Here is a 21,005-nt window from a genome sequence, read left to right as displayed (position 1 = left end):
GGGGCTTTCAGTTGAAGCGCTACAACGACTTAGCCGTTGAACACGTCATCCACGCTTTTCAGCGGGTAGTTCTTCGGATACGGCAGGGTCGCTACACCAGTCTCGATCGCGGCCTTGGCCACAGCGTCGGAGATCAGGGTGATCAGGCGCTTGTCCATTGGCTTCGGAATGATGTACTCACGACCGAATTCCAGCGGCGCGCCACCGTAGGCATCGCACACGTCCTGAGGCACAGGCAGCTTGGCCAGTTCACGCAGGGCGTTGGCCGCAGCCACTTTCATTTCTTCGTTGATGCGCTTGGCGCGAACGTCCAGAGCACCACGGAAGATGAACGGGAAGCCCAGCACATTGTTGACCTGGTTCGGATAGTCCGAACGGCCAGTGGCCATGATCACGTCGCTACGGGTCGCGTGCGCCAGCTCCGGGGAGATTTCCGGATCCGGGTTCGAGCAGGCGAACACGATCGGGTTAGGGGCCATCGACAGCAGGCCTTCAGCGCTCAGCAGGTTCGGGCCGGACAGACCGACGAACACGTCAGCGCCTGCCAGTGCGTCAGCCAGGCTGCGCTTGTCAGTGGCGTGAGCGAATACTGCTTTGTACTGGTTCAGATCGTCACGGCCGGAGTGGATCACGCCGGTACGGTCAACCATGAAGATGTTTTCGATGCGTGCGCCCATGCTCACCAGCAGTTTCATGCAGGAGATGGCCGCAGCGCCGGCGCCAAGGCAGACGATCTTGGCGTCCGGCAGGGTTTTGCCAGCGATTTCCAGGGCGTTGATCATGCCCGCAGCGGTCACGATCGCGGTACCGTGCTGGTCATCGTGGAATACCGGAATGTCGCACTGCTCGATCAGAGCGCGTTCGATCTCAAAGCACTCGGGTGCCTTGATGTCTTCCAGGTTGATGCCACCGAAGGTGATGGAGATGCGTTTTACGGTGTCGATGAAGGCTTGAGGGCTTTCGGAGTCGACTTCGATGTCAAAAACGTCGATGCCGGCGAAGCGCTTGAACAGTACGCCTTTACCTTCCATCACTGGCTTGGAGGCCAATGGGCCGAGGTTGCCCAGACCGAGAATCGCGGTGCCATCGGAAATGACTGCAACCAGGTTGCCCTTGCCGGTGTATTTGTAGGCCAGTTCAGGATCGCGGGCGATCTCACGCACTGGTTCAGCTACGCCGGGGCTGTACGCCAGCGACAAGTCGCGAGCGGTAGCAGTGGCCTTGGTGAGCTCGACACTCAGCTTCCCTGGACGAGGATTGGCATGATATTCGAGAGCGGCAGTTTTCAGATCAGACATTTTGGCATTCCGCTTTTTACTGTTGGACAGACTGGTCAGCGAGGATACGCGCCTCGCAAAGTCCCCACAAGACTGAGCGGTCACCCCTGTCAAGCGCCCTGCCCTACGACTTTGGGCCAAGAGCCACGGCGCATAAGGGCTGGACTGTTCACAATCGACATAAAAAATGTCTACAATTTTTTCTTCAGCGCGGCGTTTGCAACATCGATGGATCTGTCAGCGGAAGTAGCCAACGTGACTGTCCGGATTGCAATCCATCGCGCCGCGAACGATCAACGATCCATCCGCGAGCCTCGATCTGCTTGCCTTTCAGCGCCTGCAACCGGGTATTGTCGAATTGTCCGACCAGATTGGGTGCAACGCGCAATACAAGCGAACCCTGCAACTCGATCCAGATTCCGCCTCGATTGCGCTGAACCTTGCTCACACGGCCACTGATCACGGCGAAACCCGAGCGCTGGATCTGCTCCGCTTTCAGTACAGGCGATTGCCGCCAGAGGCCCAGACCAGCCTTCCGCGCGCTGCGTTCGGCGGCTTGCTGGCAGGCGACAAGATCGACATTCGGCGCCACCGCGACCTGAAAACCGAGGCCGTCGGCGAGCATTTGCGCTTCGAGGCTGGCGCCGCTGGCGCTGTAAATATGCGCGAGCGTACGCCCGTAATGGTCTTTGGCTTGCTTGCCGGGGAGTAAACCGACACGTCCGCCGCTGGCATCGACCAGCGTTTGCAGGCGCTTGCGTGCCGCTACCGCGAAGGGTTCATCGCTGCGGCCCTGTCTGCCCAGCTCAGGCGTGTTGAGACCGATCATGCGTACGCTGCGACCGTCGCTCAGGCGCAACGTGTCGCCATCGACCACGCGCTGCACCGTGACGCCGGTCAGTCCCGCAGGCGCCGGGCAGAAGGCCTGCGCGCCGGACAGCCAAATCGCAGACACAAAAAAGGCGCCCGCGAGGGACGCCTTTTTCAGCAACGAGGAAAAGCCCACCGGGCCCTTCAACCTTACTCTGCAGCAGCAGGTTTCTTGCCGAAAGCACCGAAACGGTCTGCGAAGCGCTGAACGCGGCCGCCAGTGTCCAGAGTCTTCTGCTTACCGGTGTAGAACGGGTGGCATTCGTTGCAAACGTCGATTGGCAGAGCTTTGCCGAAAGTCGAACGGGTTTCGAACTTGTTGCCACAGCTGCAGGTAACAGCGATGACTGGGTAATTCGGGTGGATATCAGCTTTCATGGTGTCTTCCTCAGCTAGCGTGCCGCCACCCAACACTATTGTTGAATACCGCACGTAATTAGGCCGCGGATTCTACCAGACCTTTTCAAACACGCAAGCTGTCACCGAGACCGACCGTCTGCTAGGCTCCCGGCCTTGAACGCATTCCCTGTGGGAGCGAGCTTGCTCGCGAATGCGTTGTGTCAGTCAATGCTCAAGCGCCTGATACTCCGTCTTCGCGAGCAAGCTCGCTCCCACAATTGATCTGCGCTCAACCCTTCTTTTGCGTTTATAGAGATCCCGCCGCGTGCCCGACGCCATTTTGCGCCTCGCCTTGCCTTCGCCCCTGCGCCGCCTGTTCGACTATCGGGCGCCGGCCGGCGTGCTGCGCGAGCAATTGCAGCCGGGCATGCGCTTGCGGGTACCGTTCGGTCGGCGCGAGATGATCGGGATTCTGGTCGAGATCACCGACACCAGCGAAGTGCCGGTGGAGAAACTCAAACCGGCGCTGGCCCTGCTCGATGCCACGCCGCCACTGCCGCCAGCGCTGTTCAAGTTGTGCCTGTGGACGTCGCAGTATTATCAGCACAGCCTCGGCGACACCCTGAGCTGGGCACTGCCGGTACTGCTGCGCCAAGGCGAACTGGCCGAGGCCCGGCAGGAGCGTTTCTGGTCGATCACACCCGGCGCCAGCCTTGATGATCCGCGCATCGCCCGCGCGCCGCGCCAGCGTGAAGCACTCGCCACCCTCGCTCAACACCCGCACGGCGTCGCCCATCAGTTGCTGAGCAAACTGATGCTGAGCAAAGACAGCCTCGATCTGCTGCTGGCGAAAAATCTGGTGCAGGTGGAAATCCGCCGCCATGCACCCGGTGCGCGCCACGAACACTGGCTTGCGCAACCAGAATTGCCGCTCAACGCCGAACAGCGTGCCGCCTACGAAGCGATCCGTGCCGGTTTCGACAGTTATCACGCGTTCCTCTTGGCCGGGGTCACCGGCAGCGGCAAGACCGAAGTCTATTTGCAGCTGATCCGTGAAACCCTCGAAGCCGGCAAACAGGCGCTGGTGCTGATCCCTGAGATCAACCTCGGCCCGCAGACCCTGGCGCGCTTCGAGCAGCGCTTCAATGCGCGCATCGCCCTGCTGCACTCGGCGGTCAACGACCGCGAGCGTCTCGACGCCTGGCTCGCGGCGCGCGATGGCGAGGCCGACATTATTATCGGCACCCGCTCGGCGCTGTTCACGCCGATGAAAAATCCCGGGCTGATCATCATCGACGAAGAGCACGACGGCTCTTATAAACAGCAGGAAGGCCTGCGTTACCACGCCCGCGATCTGGCGTTGGTACGTGCACGGCAGGAAAACATCCCGATCGTGCTCGGTTCCGCCACGCCATCTCTGGAAAGTCTGCACAACGCCTACACCGGCCGTTACGGCCTCCTACGCCTGAATGAACGTGCCGGCGGCGCCAAGCAGCCGCGTTTCCTGCGCCTCGATGTAAAAAGCCGTCCACTGGACAGCGGAATCTCCGGACCGATGCAGCAAGCCATCGGCCAGACACTGGCGAATGGGCAACAAGTGCTGGTGTTCCTCAACCGTCGCGGCTTTGCGCCGACGTTGCTCTGCCACGATTGCGGCTGGATGTCCGAGTGTTCGCGCTGCGACGCGCGAATGACCGTGCATCAGCGTTACGGCGAATTACGTTGCCACCATTGCGGCTACGTCGAGCGCACCCCGCGCCAGTGCCCGAAGTGCAACAAGGTTGACTTGCGGCCCGTGGGCGCCGGCACCGAGCGCGCCGAAGAACGCTTGGCGATTCTGTTCCCCGATTATCCGGTGCTGCGCGTTGATCGCGACAGCACATCGCGCAAGGACGCGATGAATCAGTTGTTCGCGACGATTCAGAAGGGCCAGCCGTGCATTCTGGTCGGCACACAGATGTTGGCCAAAGGGCACCATTTTCCACGGGTGACGCTGGTGTCGATTCTGGATGCCGACGGAGGCCTGTTTTCCGGCGACTTCCGCGCCAGCGAGCGCATGGCGCAGTTGATCGTGCAGGTGGCCGGACGTGCCGGGCGTGCCGAGGAGCCAGGCAAGGTGATCATTCAGACGCACCTCGCCGACCATCCATTATTGGTACAACTGACCGAGCAAGGTTATTTCGCCTTCGCCGAGCAGGCCTTGAGCGAGCGCCGGGCTGCCGGGCTGCCACCGTTTGCGCATCTGGCGCTGTTGCGTGCCGAGGCGCACAAACCGGGGCAGGCGGAAGGCTTTCTTGATGAAGCGTGTAGCGAAGCCGAGCGTTTGCTGGCCGAGCAGAATCTGAGCGGGATTGAATTGCTCGGGCCGGTGCCAGCACCGATGGAGCGCCGTGCTGGCCGCTATCGCGCGCAGCTTTTGTTGCAGGCGACGGCGCGGGCACCGTTGCATCGTTTGCTGGCGAGTTGGTTGCTGGTGCTGGAGCAGATGCCAAGCGGACGCGCGGTGCGCTGGTCGCTGGATGTCGATCCCGTCGATTTATATTGAAGATCAAAAGATCGCAGCCTTCGGCAGCTCCTACAGGAAAATGCGTATCCCCGTGTAGGAGCTGCCGAAGGCTGCGATCTTTTGATCTGAATGTCACCACATATCCATAAGCTGCCTGCTAAGGTTGGCAAGCCCGTCTTCGCAACGGATAATGCCCAGTTTTTCCACCCGCGCATCGATGCGCCCGCCGCGCTTGCGGTCGAAAGAGAAGACCATGAAAGACACCATTCGCCAGCTGATCCAACAAGCCCTCACCCAACTCGTCAACGAAGGTGTGTTGCCTGAAGGCCTGTCGCCGGCGATCCAGGTGGAGAACGCCCGCGACAAGACCCACGGCGACTTCGCCAGCAATATCGCGATGATGCTGGCCAAGCCTGCGGGCATGAAGCCGCGCGATCTGGCGGAAAAAATCATCGCCGCGCTGCCGGCTGACGAAAACGTCACCAAGGCCGAAATCGCCGGCCCGGGCTTCATCAACTTCTTCCAGAACACCCAGGCGCTGGCCTCGCGTCTCGACGCTGCATTGGCTGATGCCCATGTTGGCGTGCGCAAGGCCGGCCCGGCGCAGCGCACCGTGGTCGACCTGTCGGCACCGAATCTGGCCAAAGAGATGCACGTTGGCCACTTGCGCTCGACCATCATTGGCGACGGCGTGGCCCGCGTCCTCGAATTCCTCGGCGACGAAGTGATCCGGCAGAACCACGTCGGCGACTGGGGTACTCAGTTCGGCATGCTGATGGCCTATCTGCAGGAAAACCCGATCACCAGCGACGAGCTGTCCGATCTGGAAAACTTCTACCGCGCCGCAAAACAGCGTTTCGATGAATCCGCAGAATTCGCCGACCGCGCCCGTGGTCTGGTGGTCAAGCTGCAGGCCGGCGACGCCGAGTGCCTGGCGCTGTGGACCAAGTTCAAGGACATCTCGCTGTCGCACTGCCAGAAGATCTACGAACTGCTCAACGTCAAACTGACCATGGCCGACGTGATGGGCGAAAGCGCCTACAACGACGACCTGATCAACGTGGTCAACGATCTGAAAGCCGCCGGCATGCTGGTCGAGAGCAACGGCGCGCAGTGCGTGTTCCTCGACGAGTTCAAGAACGCCGACGGCGACCCGCTGCCGGTGATCATCGTCAAGGCTGACGGCGGTTACCTCTACGCCACCACTGACCTCGCGGCCGTGCGCTACCGCAGCGGCAAACTGAAAGCCGATCGCGCGCTGTACTTCGTCGATCAGCGTCAGGCCCTGCACTTCCAGCAAGTGTTCGCCGTGGCGCGCAAGGCCGGTTTCGTCACCCATCCGATGGAGATGGAACACATGGGCTTCGGCACCATGAACGGCGCGGACGGCCGTCCGTTCAAGACCCGTGACGGCGGCACCGTGAAGCTGATCGACCTGCTGACTGAAGCGCAGGAGCGTGCCTACAACCTGGTGAAAGAGAAGAACCCGGAGCTGGCCGAAGACGAGCTGCGCAACATCGCCAAAGTCGTCGGCATCGGCGCGGTGAAGTACGCCGACCTGTCGAAGCACCGCACCAGCGACTACAGCTTCAACTTCGATCTGATGCTGAATTTCGAAGGCAACACCGCGCCGTATCTGCTCTACGCCTACACCCGCGTGGCCGGCGTGTTCCGCAAACTGGGCAAGGATTTCAGCGAAGTCGATGGCCAGATCGTCCTCGACGCGGCGCACGAACAAGAGCTGGCGGCAAAACTGGCGCAGTTCGGTGAAGTGTTGAACAACGTGTCCGAGAAAGGCACGCCGCACATTCTCTGCACTTACCTGTACGACGTTGCCGGTCTGTTCTCAAGCTTCTACGAGAACTGCCCGATCCTCGCCGCCGAAACCCCGGCCCAGATGCAGAGCCGTCTGCGCCTGGCCGCGCTGACCGGTCGCACCCTCAAGCAAGGCCTGGAGCTGTTGGGTCTGGAAACTCTGGAGCGTATGTAAGTTGGCTGCCAAGAAAAAACCTGCACCCAAGCGTGGCGCCAGCCGTTACCAAGCTCCTGCGAAGCAACCGATTCCGGGCTGGCTGTGGATGGCCATCGGCCTGACGGTCGGCGCGTTCATCGTGTTTCTGATGAAGCTGGAGCCGGGCAAGGGCAGCGACACGGTCAAGCGTGAGAAGGTCGAGCAGGCGCAACAGCAGAAAGCGTCGAAAATCGCCGAGGCCAACAAGACCCCGCCGAGCCCGACTCAGCCGGTCAAGCCGAAGTACGACTTCTACACACTGTTGCCAGAATCGGAAGTGATCGTGCCGCCGGACGCGGTGCCGGAGAAGACTTTGCCGACGCCACAAGTGCCGGCCATCCCGACCACGCCGGTGACACCGGCAGAAGCGGCGAAGATCGACACCGCGCGCGCTCAGGCAGCCTTGGCCGGGATTACCCCGCCGCCAGCACCGCCGGTGAGCAAAGCCGCGCCGGTGACGAAGTTCTTCCTGCAGGCTGGCTCGTTCCGCAAGGAAACCGATGCCGACAAGGTCCGCGCGCAGATCATTCTGCTCGGTCAGGCGGTGGCGGTTGAGTCCGGCACAGTGAAGGATGAAACCTGGTACCGCGTTTTGGTCGGGCCGTTCAGCAACCGTGAACAGCTGACTACTGCGCAGAAACAACTGGCCGGGGCCGGCTTCAGCAACCTGTTGTTACAACAACGCCAGAGCCGCTGATTTCGTCAGAGTCACCGCTTCATCGTTCTTCGCGAGCAAGCTCGCTCCCACAGGATATGCGCTGTCCCTTTGGGAGCGAGCCTGCTCGCGAAGGCAATGTTTGCCACACCACATATCCCTGATCAGTCCCCGCCGTTCGTCCCTCCGCACCCTCTCCGGTTGAAATCCTCTCCAGCACCCCCATATGAATGGGCATAAGGCACTTTCGCCCCGCTGTGTGGAGACTCTTCCCTTGACCACCATCGTTTCAGTTCGCCGTCACGGCAAAGTCGTCATGGGCGGCGACGGCCAGGTTTCTCTCGGCAATACCGTGATGAAAGGCAACGCGAAAAAAGTTCGTCGCCTGTACCACGGCCAGGTCATCGCCGGTTTTGCCGGTGCCACCGCCGACGCCTTTACCCTCTTCGAACGTTTCGAAGGCCAGCTTGAAAAACATCAGGGCCACCTGGTGCGCGCCGCTGTCGAACTCGCCAAAGAATGGCGCACCGACCGCTCCCTGAGCCGCCTCGAAGCCATGCTCGCCGTCGCCAACAAAGACGCTTCGCTGATCATCACCGGCAACGGTGACGTGGTCGAACCCGAAGACGGCCTGATCGCCATGGGTTCCGGCGGCGGTTACGCGCAGGCTGCGGCCAGCGCCCTGTTGAAAAAGACCGACCTGTCGGCACGCGAAATCGTCGAAACCGCCCTTGGCATCGCCGGCGACATCTGTGTATTCACCAACCACACCCAGACCATTGAGGAGCAGGATCTCGCTGAATAAGCCTGACGCGGCCCTGTGCCACGGCTTGTTTCTGCTTGAGGACCGTCAACTATTATGTCCATGACTCCCCGCGAAATCGTCCACGAACTCAACCGCCACATCATCGGCCAGGACGATGCCAAGCGCGCCGTCGCGATTGCCCTGCGCAACCGCTGGCGCCGCATGCAGCTACCTGAAGAGCTGCGCGTTGAAGTGACCCCGAAAAACATCCTGATGATCGGCCCGACTGGTGTCGGTAAAACCGAAATCGCCCGTCGCCTGGCGAAACTGGCCAACGCGCCGTTCATCAAGGTCGAAGCGACCAAGTTCACCGAAGTCGGTTACGTCGGTCGTGACGTCGAATCGATCATCCGTGATCTGGCCGACGCCGCGATCAAGATGCTCCGCGAGCAGGAAATGACTCGCGTGCGTCACCGCGCCGAAGACGCTGCCGAGGATCGTATCCTCGACGCGCTGCTGCCGCCGGCCCGCATGGGCTTCAGCAATGAAGAAGCACCGAGCTCCGATTCCAACACCCGTCAGCTGTTCCGCAAGCGTCTGCGCGAAGGTCAGCTGGATGACAAGGAAATCGAGATCGAAGTCGCTGAAGTCGCCGGCATCGAAATCGCCACGCCGCCCGGCATGGAAGAGATGACCAACCAGTTGCAGTCGCTGTTCGCCAACATGGGCAAGGGCAAGAAGAAGGCGCGCAAGCTCAAGGTCAAAGAAGCGCTGAAACTGGTGCGCGACGAAGAAGCCGGGCGTCTGGTCAACGAAGAAGAGCTGAAAGCCAAAGCGCTGGAAGCGGTTGAACAGCACGGCATCGTCTTCATCGACGAGATCGACAAAGTCGCCAAGCGTGGCAATGTCGGCGGCGCCGATGTCTCCCGTGAAGGCGTGCAGCGCGACCTGCTGCCGCTGATCGAAGGCTGCACCGTCAACACCAAGCTGGGCATGGTCAAGACTGACCACATCCTGTTCATCGCCTCCGGCGCGTTCCACCTGAGCAAACCGAGCGATCTGGTGCCTGAGCTGCAAGGTCGTCTGCCGATCCGCGTTGAACTCAAAGCGCTGAGCCCGTCGGACTTCGAACGTATCCTCAGCGAACCGCACGCCTCGCTTACCGAGCAATACTGCGCGCTGCTGAAAACCGAAGGCCTGAACATCCAGTTCCAGCCGGAAGGCATCAAGCGTCTGGCGGAGATCGCCTGGCAGGTCAACGAGAAGACCGAGAACATCGGTGCCCGCCGCCTGCACACACTGCTTGAGCGTCTGCTCGAAGAGGTGTCGTTCAGCGCCGGCGATCTGGCCAGCACGCACGATGAGAAGCCGATTCTGATCGACGCCGAATACGTCAACAGCCACCTCGGCGAATTGGCGCAGAACGAAGACCTGTCCCGCTACATTCTGTAGAGCGGCAAGCTCCGAGCTACAAGCGGCAAGCTGAGTTAAGCTTGCAGCTTGTTGCTTGCAGCTCAGGGCTGTTTTTATGATTCCTACCGACATCAAACTGCACAAAGCCTCGAAAACCCTAACGCTCACCTACGCGTCCGGCGAGGAGTACACCCTGCCCGCCGAATTCTTGCGCGTGCATTCCCCCTCCGCCGAGGTCCAGGGCCACGGCAAACCAATCCTGCAATTCGGCAAGATCAATGTCGGCCTGAGCAAACTGGAACCGGCCGGTCACTACGCACTGAAACTGACCTTCGACGATGGTCACGACAGCGGCCTCTTCACCTGGGATTATCTCTACGAGCTGGGGCGACGTTATGACGCACTCTGGGCCGATTATCTGGCCGAGCTCAAAGCCGCCGGAAAAACCCGCGACCCGAACGAGTCCATCGTCAAGCTGATGCTCTAGCCCGAGCCTCGCGCTCATTAGAGGGCATTTTCTAAATTCATCTGTTTGAATGCTCCGCTGTGTGGCCGAGGATCGGCCCGCTTGCGAAAAAAATTAAACTCGGGTAACCAATGGAGCTGGCAAGTTCCCTGCAGTGCTCTACGACTGTAAAGCAGCTATGCAGAATTAACGGTCACCCGAGCAGTAGTACCTGGCATTGGCTGTGGAACTGCACAGCAGAAAACCGGGTACTCGTCTCAGGACAATGGAGCGTCGTAGATGAGTAACAAGAATAACGATGACCTGAAGTACCAAGCCTCGGAAAACACCCTGGGGCTTAATCCCGTCGTTGGGCTACGCGGAAAGGATCTGCTGGCCTCTGCTCGTATGGTGCTCAAACAGGCCATTAAACAACCGATCCATAGCGTCAAGCACGTCACCCATTTCGGCCTCGAACTGAAGAACGTGCTGTTTGGCAAATCCGAACTGCAACCGGCTGGCGATGACCGTCGCTTCGCTGATCCTGCGTGGAGCCAGAACCCGCTCTACAAACGTTATCTGCAAACTTACCTGGCATGGCGCAAGGAACTCCATTCCTGGATCGATGACAGTAGTCTGTCACCCAAAGATATCGCCCGCGGCCACTTCGTCATCAACCTGATGACCGAAGCCATGGCCCCGACCAACACCGCCGCCAACCCGGCCGCCGTGAAACGCTTCTTCGAAACCGGCGGCAAGAGCCTGCTCGACGGTCTCTCGCATCTGGCCAAGGACCTGGTGCACAACGGCGGCATGCCGAGCCAGGTCAACATGGGCGCGTTCGAGGTCGGCAAGAGTCTCGGTGTCACTGAAGGCGCGGTGGTGTTTCGCAACGACGTGCTGGAGCTGATCCAGTACAAGCCGATCACCGAGCAAGTCCACGAGCGCCCGTTGCTGGTGGTGCCGCCGCAGATCAACAAATTCTACGTATTCGATTTGAGCCCGGACAAAAGTCTGGCGCGTTTCTGCCTGCGCAATAACGTGCAGACGTTCATCGTCAGCTGGCGCAACCCGACCAAGGCCCAGCGCGAGTGGGGCCTGTCGACGTATATCGATGCGCTGAAAGAAGCGGTCGACGTGGTCACCGCGATTACCGGCAGTAAAGATGTGAACATGCTCGGCGCTTGCTCCGGCGGCATCACCTGCACCGCCCTGCTCGGCCACTACGCGGCGATCGGCGAGAAGAAGGTCAATGCCCTCACGCTGCTGGTCAGCGTGCTCGACACGACGCTGGACAGCGACGTCGCCCTGTTCGTCGACGAGCAGACCCTGGAGACCGCCAAGCGCCATTCGTACCAGGCCGGCGTGCTCGAAGGCAAAGACATGGCCAAGGTTTTCGCCTGGATGCGCCCGAACGATCTGATCTGGAACTACTGGGTCAACAACTACCTGCTCGGCAACGAGCCGCCGGTGTTCGACATCCTGTTCTGGAACAACGACACCACACGGTTGCCGGCGGCGTTCCACGGTGACCTGATCGAGATGTTCAAAAACAACCCACTGATCCGCCCGAATGCACTGGAAGTGTGCGGCACAGCGATCGACCTCAAGCAGGTCACGGCCGACATCTTTTCGCTGGCTGGCACCAACGACCACATCACACCGTGGAAGTCCTGCTACAAGTCGGCGCAGTTGTTTGGTGGCAAGGTCGAATTCGTGCTGTCGAGCAGCGGACATATCCAGAGCATTCTGAACCCGCCGGGCAACCCGAAATCGCGCTACATGACCGGCGAAGAAATGGCGGCCAATGCCGATGAGTGGCAAGAAAACTCGACCAAGCACACTGATTCCTGGTGGCTGTACTGGCAGGCGTGGCAGGCCGAACGCTCGGGCAACCTGAAAAAGGCCCCGCTGAAACTGGGCAACAAGGCGTATCCGGCGGGTGAAGCATCGCCGGGCACTTACGTTCACGAGCGGTAAAACCTGTGGGAGCGAGCTTGCTCGCGAAAGCGTCGTGTCAGTCACCATCAATGTTGAATGATTGATCGTATTCGCGAGCAAGCTCGCTCCCACAGTTATAAATTTGAGAAACAGACTCCATCCACAGGGCCTGAAGCATGCCGCAACCGTTCATATTCCGTACCGTCGATCTGGATGGCCAGACCCTCCGCACGGCGGTACGCCCCGGCAAGCCTCACTTGACGCCCTTGCTGATTTTCAACGGCATTGGCGCCAACCTGGAGCTGGTGTTTCCGTTTGTCGCGGCGCTGGACCCGGACCTGGAAGTGATCGCTTTCGACGTCCCCGGTGTCGGCGGCTCGTCCACGCCTAATCGGCCGTATCGCTTTCCCGGTCTGGCCAAGCTGACCTCGCGCATGCTCGATTACCTCGACTATGGGCAAGTCAACGTTATCGGCGTGTCGTGGGGCGGCGCCCTCGCGCAGCAGTTCGCCTACGACTACCCCGAGCGCTGCAAGAAACTGGTGCTGGCGGCGACCGCGGCAGGTGCGGTGATGGTGCCGGGCAAACCGAAAGTGCTGTGGATGATGGCCAGTCCACGGCGCTACATTCAGCCTTCGCACGTGATCCGCATCGCCCCGCTTATCTACGGCGGCTCGTTCCGCCGCGACCCGACGCTGGCGGCCAGCCACGCCGCCAAAGTGCGTTCGGCGGGCAAGCTCGGTTACTACTGGCAGCTCTTCGCCGGCCTCGGCTGGACCAGCATTCACTGGCTGCACAAGATCCATCAGCCGACGCTGGTGCTGGCCGGCGATGACGATCCGCTGATCCCATTGATCAACATGCGCATGCTCGCCTGGCGCATTCCCAACGCCCAACTGCACATCATCGACGACGGTCATCTGTTCCTGATCACCCGCGCCGAAGCGGTGGCGCCGATCATCATGAAGTTTCTCCAGGAGGAACGTCAGCGCGCGGTGATGCATCCGCATCCGACACCGCTCGGCGGTTAACTCCGGCGGCAGGCTTTATGCAGGCCTTTGGCAAAGAGTGCGTGGCAGGACGCCGCGCAGGCAGCAACCCGCAACAGCGTCTATGGTGTTCTGGTTCGGTGAGTTTGTTTTTGGCCTGAAGACGAAGGAGTGTTGAGTCATGCGCGACAAACCAGCGACGGGCGTGGTGCCCAGCCCCGCCGTGTTCATCAACGCACAAAGTGCGATTACCGGCCTGCGTGGGCGGGATTTGATTTCGACCTTGCGCAGCGTCGCCGCCCATGGCCTGCGCAACCCGATTCACAGTGCGAAGCACGCCTTGAAACTGGGTGGCCAACTGGGTCGCGTGCTGCTCGGCGAAACCTTGCACCCGACCAATCCGAACGACAGCCGTTTCGCTGACCCGGCGTGGAGCCTCAATCCGTTCTACCGGCGCAGCCTGCAGGCCTATCTGGCCTGGCAGAAACAGGTCAAAAGCTGGATCGATGAAAGCAACATGAACGATGACGATCGCGCCCGCGCGCACTTCGCCTTCACCTTGCTCAACGACGCCGTGGCGCCATCGAACACCTTGCTCAACCCGCTGGCGGTCAAGGAGCTGTTCAACTCAGGCGGGCACAGTCTGGTGCGCGGCCTCAGTCATTTGTTCGATGATCTGCTGCACAACGACGGTTTGCCCCGTCAGGTGACCAAACAGGCTTTCGAGGTCGGCAAGACCGTCGCCACCACCACTGGCTCGGTGGTGTTTCGCAACGAGATGCTTGAGCTGATCCAGTACAAACCGATGAGCGAAAAGCAGTACGCCAAGCCGCTGCTGGTGGTGCCGCCGCAAATCAACAAGTACTACATTTTCGACCTCAGCCCGCAGAACAGCTTCGTCCAGTACGCACTGAAAAACGGCCTGCAGACCTTCATGATCAGCTGGCGCAATCCCGATGTGCGCCATCGCGAATGGGGTCTGTCGACCTACGTCGAAGCCGTGGAAGAAGCGATGAACATCTGCCGGACGATCACCGGCGCCCGCGAGGTCAACCTGATGGGCGCCTGCGCCGGCGGGCTTACCATCGCCGCTCTGCAAGGGCATTTGCAGGCCAAACGGCAACTGCGTCGCGTCTCCAGTGCGACCTACCTGGTTAGCCTGCTTGACAGCCAGATCGAAACCCCGGCCACCCTCTTCGCCGACGAACAAACCCTCGAAGCCGCCAAGCGTCGCTCCTACCAGAAAGGCGTGCTCGACGGTCGAGACATGGCCAAGGTCTTCGCCTGGATGCGCCCCAACGATTTGATCTGGAGCTACTTCGTCAACAATTACCTGCTGGGCAAAGAGCCGCCAGCCTTCGACATCCTCTACTGGAACAACGACAACACCCGTCTGCCGGCGGCGTTTCACGGCGACCTGCTGGACTTTTTCAAGCACAACCCGCTGACCCATCCGGGTGGTCTGGAAGTCTGCGGCACGCCAATCGATCTGCAGAAAGTCACCGTCGACAGCTTCAGCGTCGCCGGTATGAACGACCACATCACGCCGTGGGACGCAGTGTATCGCTCGACCCTGCTGCTGGGTGGCGAGCGACGTTTCGTGCTGTCCAACAGCGGCCATGTGCAGAGCATTCTCAACCCGCCGAGCAACCCGAAAGCCGCCTACGTCGAGAACGGCAAGATGAGCAGCGACCCGCGCGCCTGGTACTACGACGGCAAGCACGTTGACGGCAGTTGGTGGCCGCAGTGGCTGGAATGGATTCAACAGCGTTCCGGTGCGCAGCACGAAACCTTGTTCACCCTTGGCAACCCGAACTATCCACCGATGGAGGCCGCGCCCGGTACTTATGTGCGTGTGCGCTGACGCTTAACCGAATTTTTCTAAGAAGACTGGATGAAAACCCGCGACCGGATTCTCGAATGTGCTTTGCAACTGTTCAACGAAAAGGGCGAGCCGAACGTCTCCACCATGGAGGTGGCCAACGAAATGGGGATCAGCCCGGGCAATCTCTACTACCACTTCCACGGCAAGGAACCGCTGATTCTCGGGTTGTTCGAACGCTTCCAGAATGAACTGGCGCCACTGCTCGATCCGCCGGCAGATGTGGAACTGGCGCCGGAAGATTACTGGCTGTTTTTGCATTTGATCGTCGAGCGGTTGGCGCAGTATCGGTTTCTGTTTCAAGACCTGTCGAACCTGGCCGGGCGATTGCCGAAACTGGCCAAGGGGATTCGTCATCTGCTCAATGCACTGAAGCGCACGCTGGCGTCGTTGCTGGCGCGGTTGAAGGCGGGGGGGCAGTTGGTCAGTGATACGCAGGCGTTGGGGCAACTGGTTGAGCAGATCACCATGACGTTGCTGTTTTCGCTGGATTATCAGCGGATTCTGGATCGTGAGGGTGAGGTCAGGTTGGTCGTGTACCAGATCATGATGCTGGTGGCGCCGCATTTGCTGCCGCCGGTGAAGGTGGCTACCGAACGGATGGCCCTGCAGTACCTTGAAGATCACGACTGAAATCAAAAGCCCCTCACCCTAGCCCTCTCCCAGAGGGAGAGGGGACTGATTGGGGGATATTCGGGAATTACGCCGACGTGAAAACCAAGCGCTGAATCCATAATCGACTCGATCTTTCAGGTCGATGTATAGCGCCAGACACCTCGGTCGGCCCCCTCTCCCTCCGGGAGAGGGTTGGGGTGAGGGCAAGCTTTAAAAACGCACAAACAAAAACGCCCGACCTTCACAGGCCGGGCGTTTTGTTTTGCCCTGAAGAATCAGGACTGACTGGTCGGCGTCGACGGCGTCGATGCAACAGTCGGGGTAGCCACCGGAGTCGGTGCCGCGGCGGAGTTCGACGCGCTCACCGGGGCTGCCGGAGTGGCCGGCTTGGCTGCAGCAGGTCCTGCTGGCTTCGGCGCTGCGGCTTTCGGTGCCGCCGGTTTTTTCACCGCTGGTTTCTTCGCTGCTGCCGGTTTCGCCGCAGGCTTGGCAGCCGGTTTGGCGGCAGCGGTTTTCGCTGCTGGCTTGGCGGCAGGTTTTGCTGCAGTTTTGGCCGCAGGCTTAGCTGCCGGCTTGGCAGCGGCTTTGGCGGCAACCGGTTTGGCTGCTGCTTTTGCTGCTGGCTTGGCGGCAGCAGTTTTCGCAGCCGGTTTAGCCGCGGCTTTTGCAGCGGGTTTAGCCGCCGCTTTGGCCAGTGGCTTGGCAGCGGATTTTGCTGCTGGTTTGGCCGCCGCAGTTTTCGCTGCCGGTTTTGCCGCTGCGGTTTTCGCCGCCACAGGCTGAGCTTTCAGACCGGTGAGTTTCTCGATCTGCTTGGTCAGTGTGTCGACCTTGCTGTTGAGCGCTTTGACTTCATTGCGGCTCGGTACGCCCAAGCGCGAAATCGCGCTGTTCAGGCGCTTGTCGAAAGCCCCTTCCAGCTCGTCCCACTTGCCCAGTGCGCGATCTTTCACGCCGCTGATGCGCGACTTGGCCGAGGAAGCAGAGTCCTTGGCGGCATCGACTTTTTTGCCGACTGCGGACTTGGTGAGCTTCTCGGCTTTCTCGCCGTCTTTGACCAATGTATCGAAGAGCTTGCTGCCGTCAGTGTCGATCTTCGAGTACACGCCTAAACCAGCCAGCCAGATTTTGCGGGAGTAGTCTTCGACTTTCCCGATCCACGAGCTGCCTTCTTTATCGGTGTTCTTTTTACCAGCCATCCCGTTCTCCTTAAGATTTACGCGCGACGCGTTCGAGCAATGCCGTCAGCTCATCGAGCTTAGCAGAGAGTGTCTCAACGTCATGTTTAGACGGAATGCCGATACGATTCAAGGCGCTTGCTACACGGGTGTCGAATGCCTTCTCGACCTTGTCGAGTTGAACTTCGACACGACCTTTGAAAGAACTCACTTCGTTCTTGGCTTCATCGATCTCGGCGTTGGCCGCTTCGAGTTTTTCGGTGACGGCTTTTTTGCCTTTCTTTTCAACAGCTTGACCAGCCTTGATCAACTCTTGAAAGTACTCGCTGCCCTCTTGGCCGACCTTGGCGTAGGCACCCAGGCCTGCCAGCCATATCTTGCGGGCATAGGATTTGACGTCGCTCAGAGCAGAAGTCGAAGCGTCGATTTTTTTCTTCAAAATAACTTTGGCCATGGTGCACCTCACGCGCAGAAGGTTTGAGGAACTGCCCGCGAAAGTGTCGGGCTCTGGCACAAAGTAGGCAGAAAAATTAGAAACGGCACCCTAACAACTGACATAAAAGCTCGGGTGCACCACAAAATAAATGTAGGAGTGAGCCTGCTCGCGATAGCGGTGTATCAGTCAAAAATGATGTCGACTGACAGACCGCTATCGCGAGCAGGCTCACTCCTACAGGGAATCGTGTTTCAGACCAACGCTTTATCGAGGGCCTTCTCGATTTCGGCTTTGATCATGCCGCTCATGGCCGACATCATGATGCCCAGCTCGACGTCGACCTTGATCGAATCGTCCGCCACATGCACCGCGCCTTTCACGCCCGAACGTTTGAGGTTCAGGGTGTCGCCGGACCATTGCGGCTCCAGGCCATATTGATCGGAGAGTTTTTGCGCCAGCTTGTCGGCCTTCTCGCGGGCGGCTTCCTTACCCAGATTGTGGGCACGCTCAACAGTGATTTTGGCCATTACATGACTCCTGATTTAAAAAGATGTACCGGTAAATCTTGACCGCCGCTGCGGCAAATCGTCCCGAAGGTTGCCCATCTTACCTTTAGCCATTCCAAGACAAAGCATGGCTTGGGGATTAGAATGTCGCGCATTCTCTTTTGGTGACAGCGATATGACTGATCAGCGCAAAGGCAGCGATGCCGAACCCACCACTCACTTCGGCTTCAAAAACGTTCCGGAAAGCCAGAAAGCGGAAAAAGTCGCTGAGGTTTTCCACTCGGTAGCCGCCAAGTACGACCTGATGAACGACCTTCTGTCGGGCGGCATGCACCGTCTGTGGAAGCGTTTTGCGATCGAACTCTCGGGCGTGCGCAGCGGTAACCGCGTGCTGGACATCGCCGGCGGTACCGGTGACCTGACCAAAAAATTCTCGCACCTGGTCGGCCCGACCGGTCAGGTCGTGTTGGCCGACATCAACGAATCGATGCTCAAGGTCGGTCGTGACCGCCTGCTCGATCTGGGTGTTGCCGGCAATGTCGAATTCGTTCAGGCGGACGCCGAAAAGCTGCCGTTCCCGGACAACCACTTCGACTGTGTGACCATCGCTTTCGGCCTGCGCAACGTGACGCACAAGGAAGACGCCCTGCGTTCGATGTTGCGCGTACTCAAGCCCGGCGGTCGTTTGCTGGTGCTGGAATTCTCCAAGCCGACCAACGCGCTGATGTCGAAAGCCTACGACGCCTACTCGTTCGCCTTCATGCCGCTGATGGGCAAGCTGATCACCAACGACTCGGAAAGCTATCGCTACCTGGCCGAATCGATCCGCATGCACCCGAATCAGGAAACGCTGAAGTCGATGATGGTCGACGCCGGTTTCGACCGCGTGACCTATCACAACATGACCGCAGGTATCGTCGCCCTGCACCGCGGCATCAAGCCCTGATGTTGCTCACCGGGCTGCTCGCCAGCGTCGAACTCGGCCTCAACCGGGTGCTGCGTCTCGACAGCACGGCGCTGCCGCGGCTGGCGCATTTGACCGGCAAGGTGATTGCCGTCGACTGCCGCAGCCCGGCACTGCAATTGTTCATCCTGCCGAGCGACGAAGGTTTGATGCTGGCTTCGCACTGGGAAACCGCTGTCGACTGCACCCTGCGTGCGCCGGCTTCAAGCCTGATCAAACTGGCCGTGAGCAAAGACAAGACGGCGGTGCTGCACGCCCCGGAAGTCGAACTCGATGGCGACAGCGGCGTGCTGCTGGAGCTGGCCGGTGTGTTGCAGGATCTTGAGCTGGACTGGGAGTACGAACTCTCGCGCTGGCTCGGCCCGGTCGCCACGCAACTGGTCGGTGGCCATCTGCGCAGCCGCGCGCGCTGGTATCAACAAGGATTTGCCAGCCTCAACCAGAATCTCGCCGAATACCTCGCCGAAGAATCGCGCACCCTCGTCGGGCAGCGCGAAGCCGAAGCGCGGTTCAGCGAACTGGACCGGATCAAACTTGATCTGGAACGCCTCGAGGCGCGTTTCGAGCGCCTTTCCCGATCCCTCGACCCAAGCGATAACGCATGAAGCTGCTTGCCGTCCGCCGTCTGTTGCGCATCCAGCGCGTCGTGATCCGCTACCGCCTCGATGACCTGCTGTTCGATCTGCCGCTGCCCTGGTTTCTCCTGGCGCTGCGCTATGTGCTGCCGTGGCGCTGGTTCCCGCGCAAGCCGCTGGACCTTAGCCGGGGCGCGCGTCTGCGCTTGGCGTTGCAGGATCTCGGGCCGATTTTCATCAAGTTCGGGCAGATTCTTTCGACCCGCCGCGACCTGTTGCCGGAAGACATCGCCGATGAGCTGATGCTGTTGCAGGATCGCGTTCCGCCATTCGACTCGCAGCTGTCGATCAAGCTGATCGAAGAACAGCTGGGCAAGAAAATCAGCGACGTGTTCAGCCGCTTCGATGTCGAACCACTGGCCTCGGCCTCGGTGGCGCAGGTGCATGCCGCGCAGCTGAAAACCGGCGAAGAAGTGGTGGTGAAGGTGATCCGCCCCGGTTTGAAAACGGTGATCGCACAGGATCTGGCGTGGCTGTTCATCCTTGCCCGCGCCGCTGAAAAGCTCTCCGCCGACGCGCGTCTGCTGCACCCGGTCGACGTGGTCCAGGACTACGAAAAAACCATTTACGACGAACTCGATCTGCTGCGCGAGGCGGCCAACGCCAGCCAGTTGAAGCGCAACTTCGAAGGTTCGCCGCTGCTCTACGTGCCGCAGGTCTATTGGGACTGGTGCCGGCCGAAAGTGCTGGTGATGGAGCGCATCTACGGCATCCAGGTGACGGATCTGGCGACCCTCGCCGACCAGCGCACCGACATGAAAATGCTCGCCGAGCGCGGCGTGGAGATTTTCTTCACCCAAGTGTTCCGCGACAGCTTTTTCCACGCCGACATGCATCCGGGCAACATTTTCGTCAGCACCGTCAATCCGTGGAGCCCGCAGTACATCGCAATCGACTGCGGCATCGTCGGCAGCCTGACCCCGGAAGACCAGGATTACCTGGCGCGCAACCTGTTCGCGTTCTTCAAGCGTGACTACCGGCGTGTGGCGCAACTGCACATCGATTCGGGCTGGGTGCCGGCGGAAACCAAACTCAACGAATTCGAAGCGGCGATCCGCACCGTCTGCGAACCGATCTTCGAAAAACCGTTAAAAGATATTTCATTTGGCCAGGTGCTGATGCGCCTGTTCCAGACCGCGCGGCGCTTCAACATGGAAGTGCAGCCGCAACTCGTGCTGCTGCAAAAGACCTTGCTGAACATCGAAGGCCTCGGCCGTCAGCTGTATCCGGATCTGGATCTGTGGAACACCGCGCAGCCGTTTCTGGAGCGCTGGATGCGCGAACGCGTCAGCCCGAAAGCCTTGCTCGGCAACGTGCAGAGCCAGTTCGAACAGCTGCCGCACCTGGCCAACATGGCCCGCGATCTGCTCGAACGCATGTCGCAACCACACGCCTACGACCCGCCGCCACCATGGCATAAACGCAAGGACGACTGGTTCCTGCGTTTACTCGGTTGCGCGCATCTGGCCGGCGGGGTGATCCTCGCCATCGGTGGCCCGCTTAACGCGTTGGGGCATTGGCCGGCCGGAATCATGGTGGCAGTCGGCTTGTATCTGGTCGTTCGCCGATAGCACGAATCAGCTGCAAGTTATAAGCTG

At 60.1% G+C, this 21,005-nt stretch carries 20 protein-coding genes; 13 read left to right on the top strand and 7 right to left on the bottom strand.

The window, feature by feature from the left end; genetic code table 11:
• Positions 1–29: 29 nt before the first annotated feature.
• From ACZ0A4_RS26255 to rpmE, 3 genes are all read right to left on the bottom strand, one after another.
• On the bottom strand, positions 30–1,298 hold the full coding sequence (locus tag ACZ0A4_RS26255; RefSeq protein WP_102899524.1) for a malic enzyme-like NAD(P)-binding protein: 1,269 nt from the start codon (positions 1,296–1,298) through the stop codon (positions 30–32).
• A gap of 184 nt (positions 1,299–1,482) precedes the next feature.
• A complete protein-coding gene (locus ACZ0A4_RS26250; protein WP_463576852.1) occupies positions 1,483–2,283 on the bottom strand; it encodes a thermonuclease family protein in 801 nt (266 codons plus the stop codon).
• Between the two features lie 14 nt (positions 2,284–2,297).
• The gene (gene rpmE / locus ACZ0A4_RS26245) at positions 2,298–2,525 is read right to left on the bottom strand and encodes a 50S ribosomal protein L31 (RefSeq protein WP_016984589.1); all 228 of its coding nucleotides are present in this window, start codon (positions 2,523–2,525) and stop codon (positions 2,298–2,300) included.
• Between the two features lie 286 nt (positions 2,526–2,811).
• Here rpmE and ACZ0A4_RS26240 point away from each other — a divergent pair, with 286 nt between their 5' ends.
• A complete protein-coding gene (locus tag ACZ0A4_RS26240) occupies positions 2,812–5,031 on the top strand; it encodes a primosomal protein N' (protein WP_463576851.1) in 2,220 nt (739 codons plus the stop codon).
• Positions 5,032–5,124: 93 nt separating this feature from the next.
• On the opposite strand, the gene ACZ0A4_RS26235 is transcribed toward ACZ0A4_RS26240, so the two are convergent.
• Complete coding sequence (locus ACZ0A4_RS26235; protein WP_256579857.1) at positions 5,125–5,247, bottom strand: hypothetical protein; 123 nt, start codon at positions 5,245–5,247, stop codon at positions 5,125–5,127.
• Between ACZ0A4_RS26235 and argS the strand changes: the two genes are divergently transcribed.
• From argS to ACZ0A4_RS26190, 9 genes are all read left to right on the top strand, one after another.
• Positions 5,246–6,982: an arginine--tRNA ligase gene (argS, locus tag ACZ0A4_RS26230; protein WP_463576850.1), complete on the top strand. Its 1,737-nt coding sequence runs from the start codon at positions 5,246–5,248 to the stop codon at positions 6,980–6,982. The genes ACZ0A4_RS26235 and argS overlap by 2 nt on opposite strands.
• 1 nt (position 6,983) lies before the next feature.
• Positions 6,984–7,700: an SPOR domain-containing protein gene (locus ACZ0A4_RS26225; protein WP_007909385.1), complete on the top strand. Its 717-nt coding sequence runs from the start codon at positions 6,984–6,986 to the stop codon at positions 7,698–7,700.
• Between the two features lie 232 nt (positions 7,701–7,932).
• Positions 7,933–8,463 carry an ATP-dependent protease subunit HslV gene (gene hslV, locus ACZ0A4_RS26220; RefSeq protein WP_016984593.1) on the top strand — a complete coding sequence of 177 codons (531 nt, stop codon included), beginning with the start codon at positions 7,933–7,935 and terminating at the stop codon, positions 8,461–8,463.
• Between the two features lie 54 nt (positions 8,464–8,517).
• Entirely contained in the window at positions 8,518–9,855 is a 1,338-nt protein-coding gene (gene hslU / locus ACZ0A4_RS26215) for an ATP-dependent protease ATPase subunit HslU (RefSeq protein WP_064388878.1), read from the top strand.
• A gap of 76 nt (positions 9,856–9,931) precedes the next feature.
• Positions 9,932–10,303, top strand: a complete 372-nt coding sequence (locus ACZ0A4_RS26210) for a gamma-butyrobetaine hydroxylase family protein (protein ID WP_141127262.1) — start codon at positions 9,932–9,934, stop codon at positions 10,301–10,303.
• A gap of 258 nt (positions 10,304–10,561) precedes the next feature.
• On the top strand, positions 10,562–12,241 hold the full coding sequence (gene phaC / locus ACZ0A4_RS26205; protein WP_463576849.1) for a class II poly(R)-hydroxyalkanoic acid synthase: 1,680 nt from the start codon (positions 10,562–10,564) through the stop codon (positions 12,239–12,241).
• A 137-nt stretch (positions 12,242–12,378) separates the two neighbouring features.
• Positions 12,379–13,233, top strand: a complete 855-nt coding sequence (gene phaZ, locus ACZ0A4_RS26200; protein ID WP_034152967.1) for a poly(3-hydroxyalkanoate) depolymerase — start codon at positions 12,379–12,381, stop codon at positions 13,231–13,233.
• Positions 13,234–13,372: 139 nt separating this feature from the next.
• Positions 13,373–15,055 (top strand): class II poly(R)-hydroxyalkanoic acid synthase, encoded by a 1,683-nt coding sequence (gene phaC / locus ACZ0A4_RS26195; RefSeq protein WP_463576848.1) that lies wholly within the window; start codon positions 13,373–13,375, stop codon positions 15,053–15,055.
• 30 nt (positions 15,056–15,085) lie between these two features.
• Entirely contained in the window at positions 15,086–15,706 is a 621-nt protein-coding gene (locus tag ACZ0A4_RS26190; protein ID WP_122855557.1) for a TetR/AcrR family transcriptional regulator, read from the top strand.
• Positions 15,707–15,963: 257 nt separating this feature from the next.
• Here the strand turns inward: ACZ0A4_RS26190 and ACZ0A4_RS26185 are convergent, their stop codons facing one another.
• From ACZ0A4_RS26185 to ACZ0A4_RS26175, 3 genes are all read right to left on the bottom strand, one after another.
• Positions 15,964–16,887, bottom strand: a complete 924-nt coding sequence (locus ACZ0A4_RS26185) for a phasin family protein (RefSeq protein WP_463576847.1) — start codon at positions 16,885–16,887, stop codon at positions 15,964–15,966.
• Positions 16,888–16,897: 10 nt separating this feature from the next.
• Entirely contained in the window at positions 16,898–17,320 is a 423-nt protein-coding gene (locus tag ACZ0A4_RS26180; RefSeq protein ID WP_463576846.1) for a phasin family protein, read from the bottom strand.
• 233 nt (positions 17,321–17,553) lie between these two features.
• Positions 17,554–17,829, bottom strand: a complete 276-nt coding sequence (locus tag ACZ0A4_RS26175; RefSeq protein WP_093430067.1) for a polyhydroxyalkanoic acid system family protein — start codon at positions 17,827–17,829, stop codon at positions 17,554–17,556.
• A 154-nt stretch (positions 17,830–17,983) separates the two neighbouring features.
• Here ACZ0A4_RS26175 and ubiE point away from each other — a divergent pair, with 154 nt between their 5' ends.
• Genes ubiE through ubiB form a run of 3 tightly spaced genes read left to right on the top strand, consistent with a single transcriptional unit; the run spans position 17,984 to position 20,978 of the window.
• Positions 17,984–18,754 carry a bifunctional demethylmenaquinone methyltransferase/2-methoxy-6-polyprenyl-1,4-benzoquinol methylase UbiE gene (ubiE, locus tag ACZ0A4_RS26170; RefSeq protein WP_008080626.1) on the top strand — a complete coding sequence of 257 codons (771 nt, stop codon included), beginning with the start codon at positions 17,984–17,986 and terminating at the stop codon, positions 18,752–18,754.
• Positions 18,754–19,377: a ubiquinone biosynthesis accessory factor UbiJ gene (locus ACZ0A4_RS26165; protein ID WP_034152973.1), complete on the top strand. Its 624-nt coding sequence runs from the start codon at positions 18,754–18,756 to the stop codon at positions 19,375–19,377. Before ubiE ends, ACZ0A4_RS26165 begins: the two co-directional genes overlap by 1 nt.
• Positions 19,374–20,978: a ubiquinone biosynthesis regulatory protein kinase UbiB gene (gene ubiB / locus ACZ0A4_RS26160; protein WP_463576845.1), complete on the top strand. Its 1,605-nt coding sequence runs from the start codon at positions 19,374–19,376 to the stop codon at positions 20,976–20,978. The genes ACZ0A4_RS26165 and ubiB overlap by 4 nt, the downstream gene beginning before the upstream one ends.
• The last annotated feature ends 27 nt before the right edge of the window (positions 20,979–21,005 follow it).

This window comes from Pseudomonas sp. AC172 (assembly GCF_979258595.1).
The sequence above is the reverse complement of the archived record's forward strand: the minus strand, read 5'-3'. Positions and strand labels throughout refer to the sequence as shown.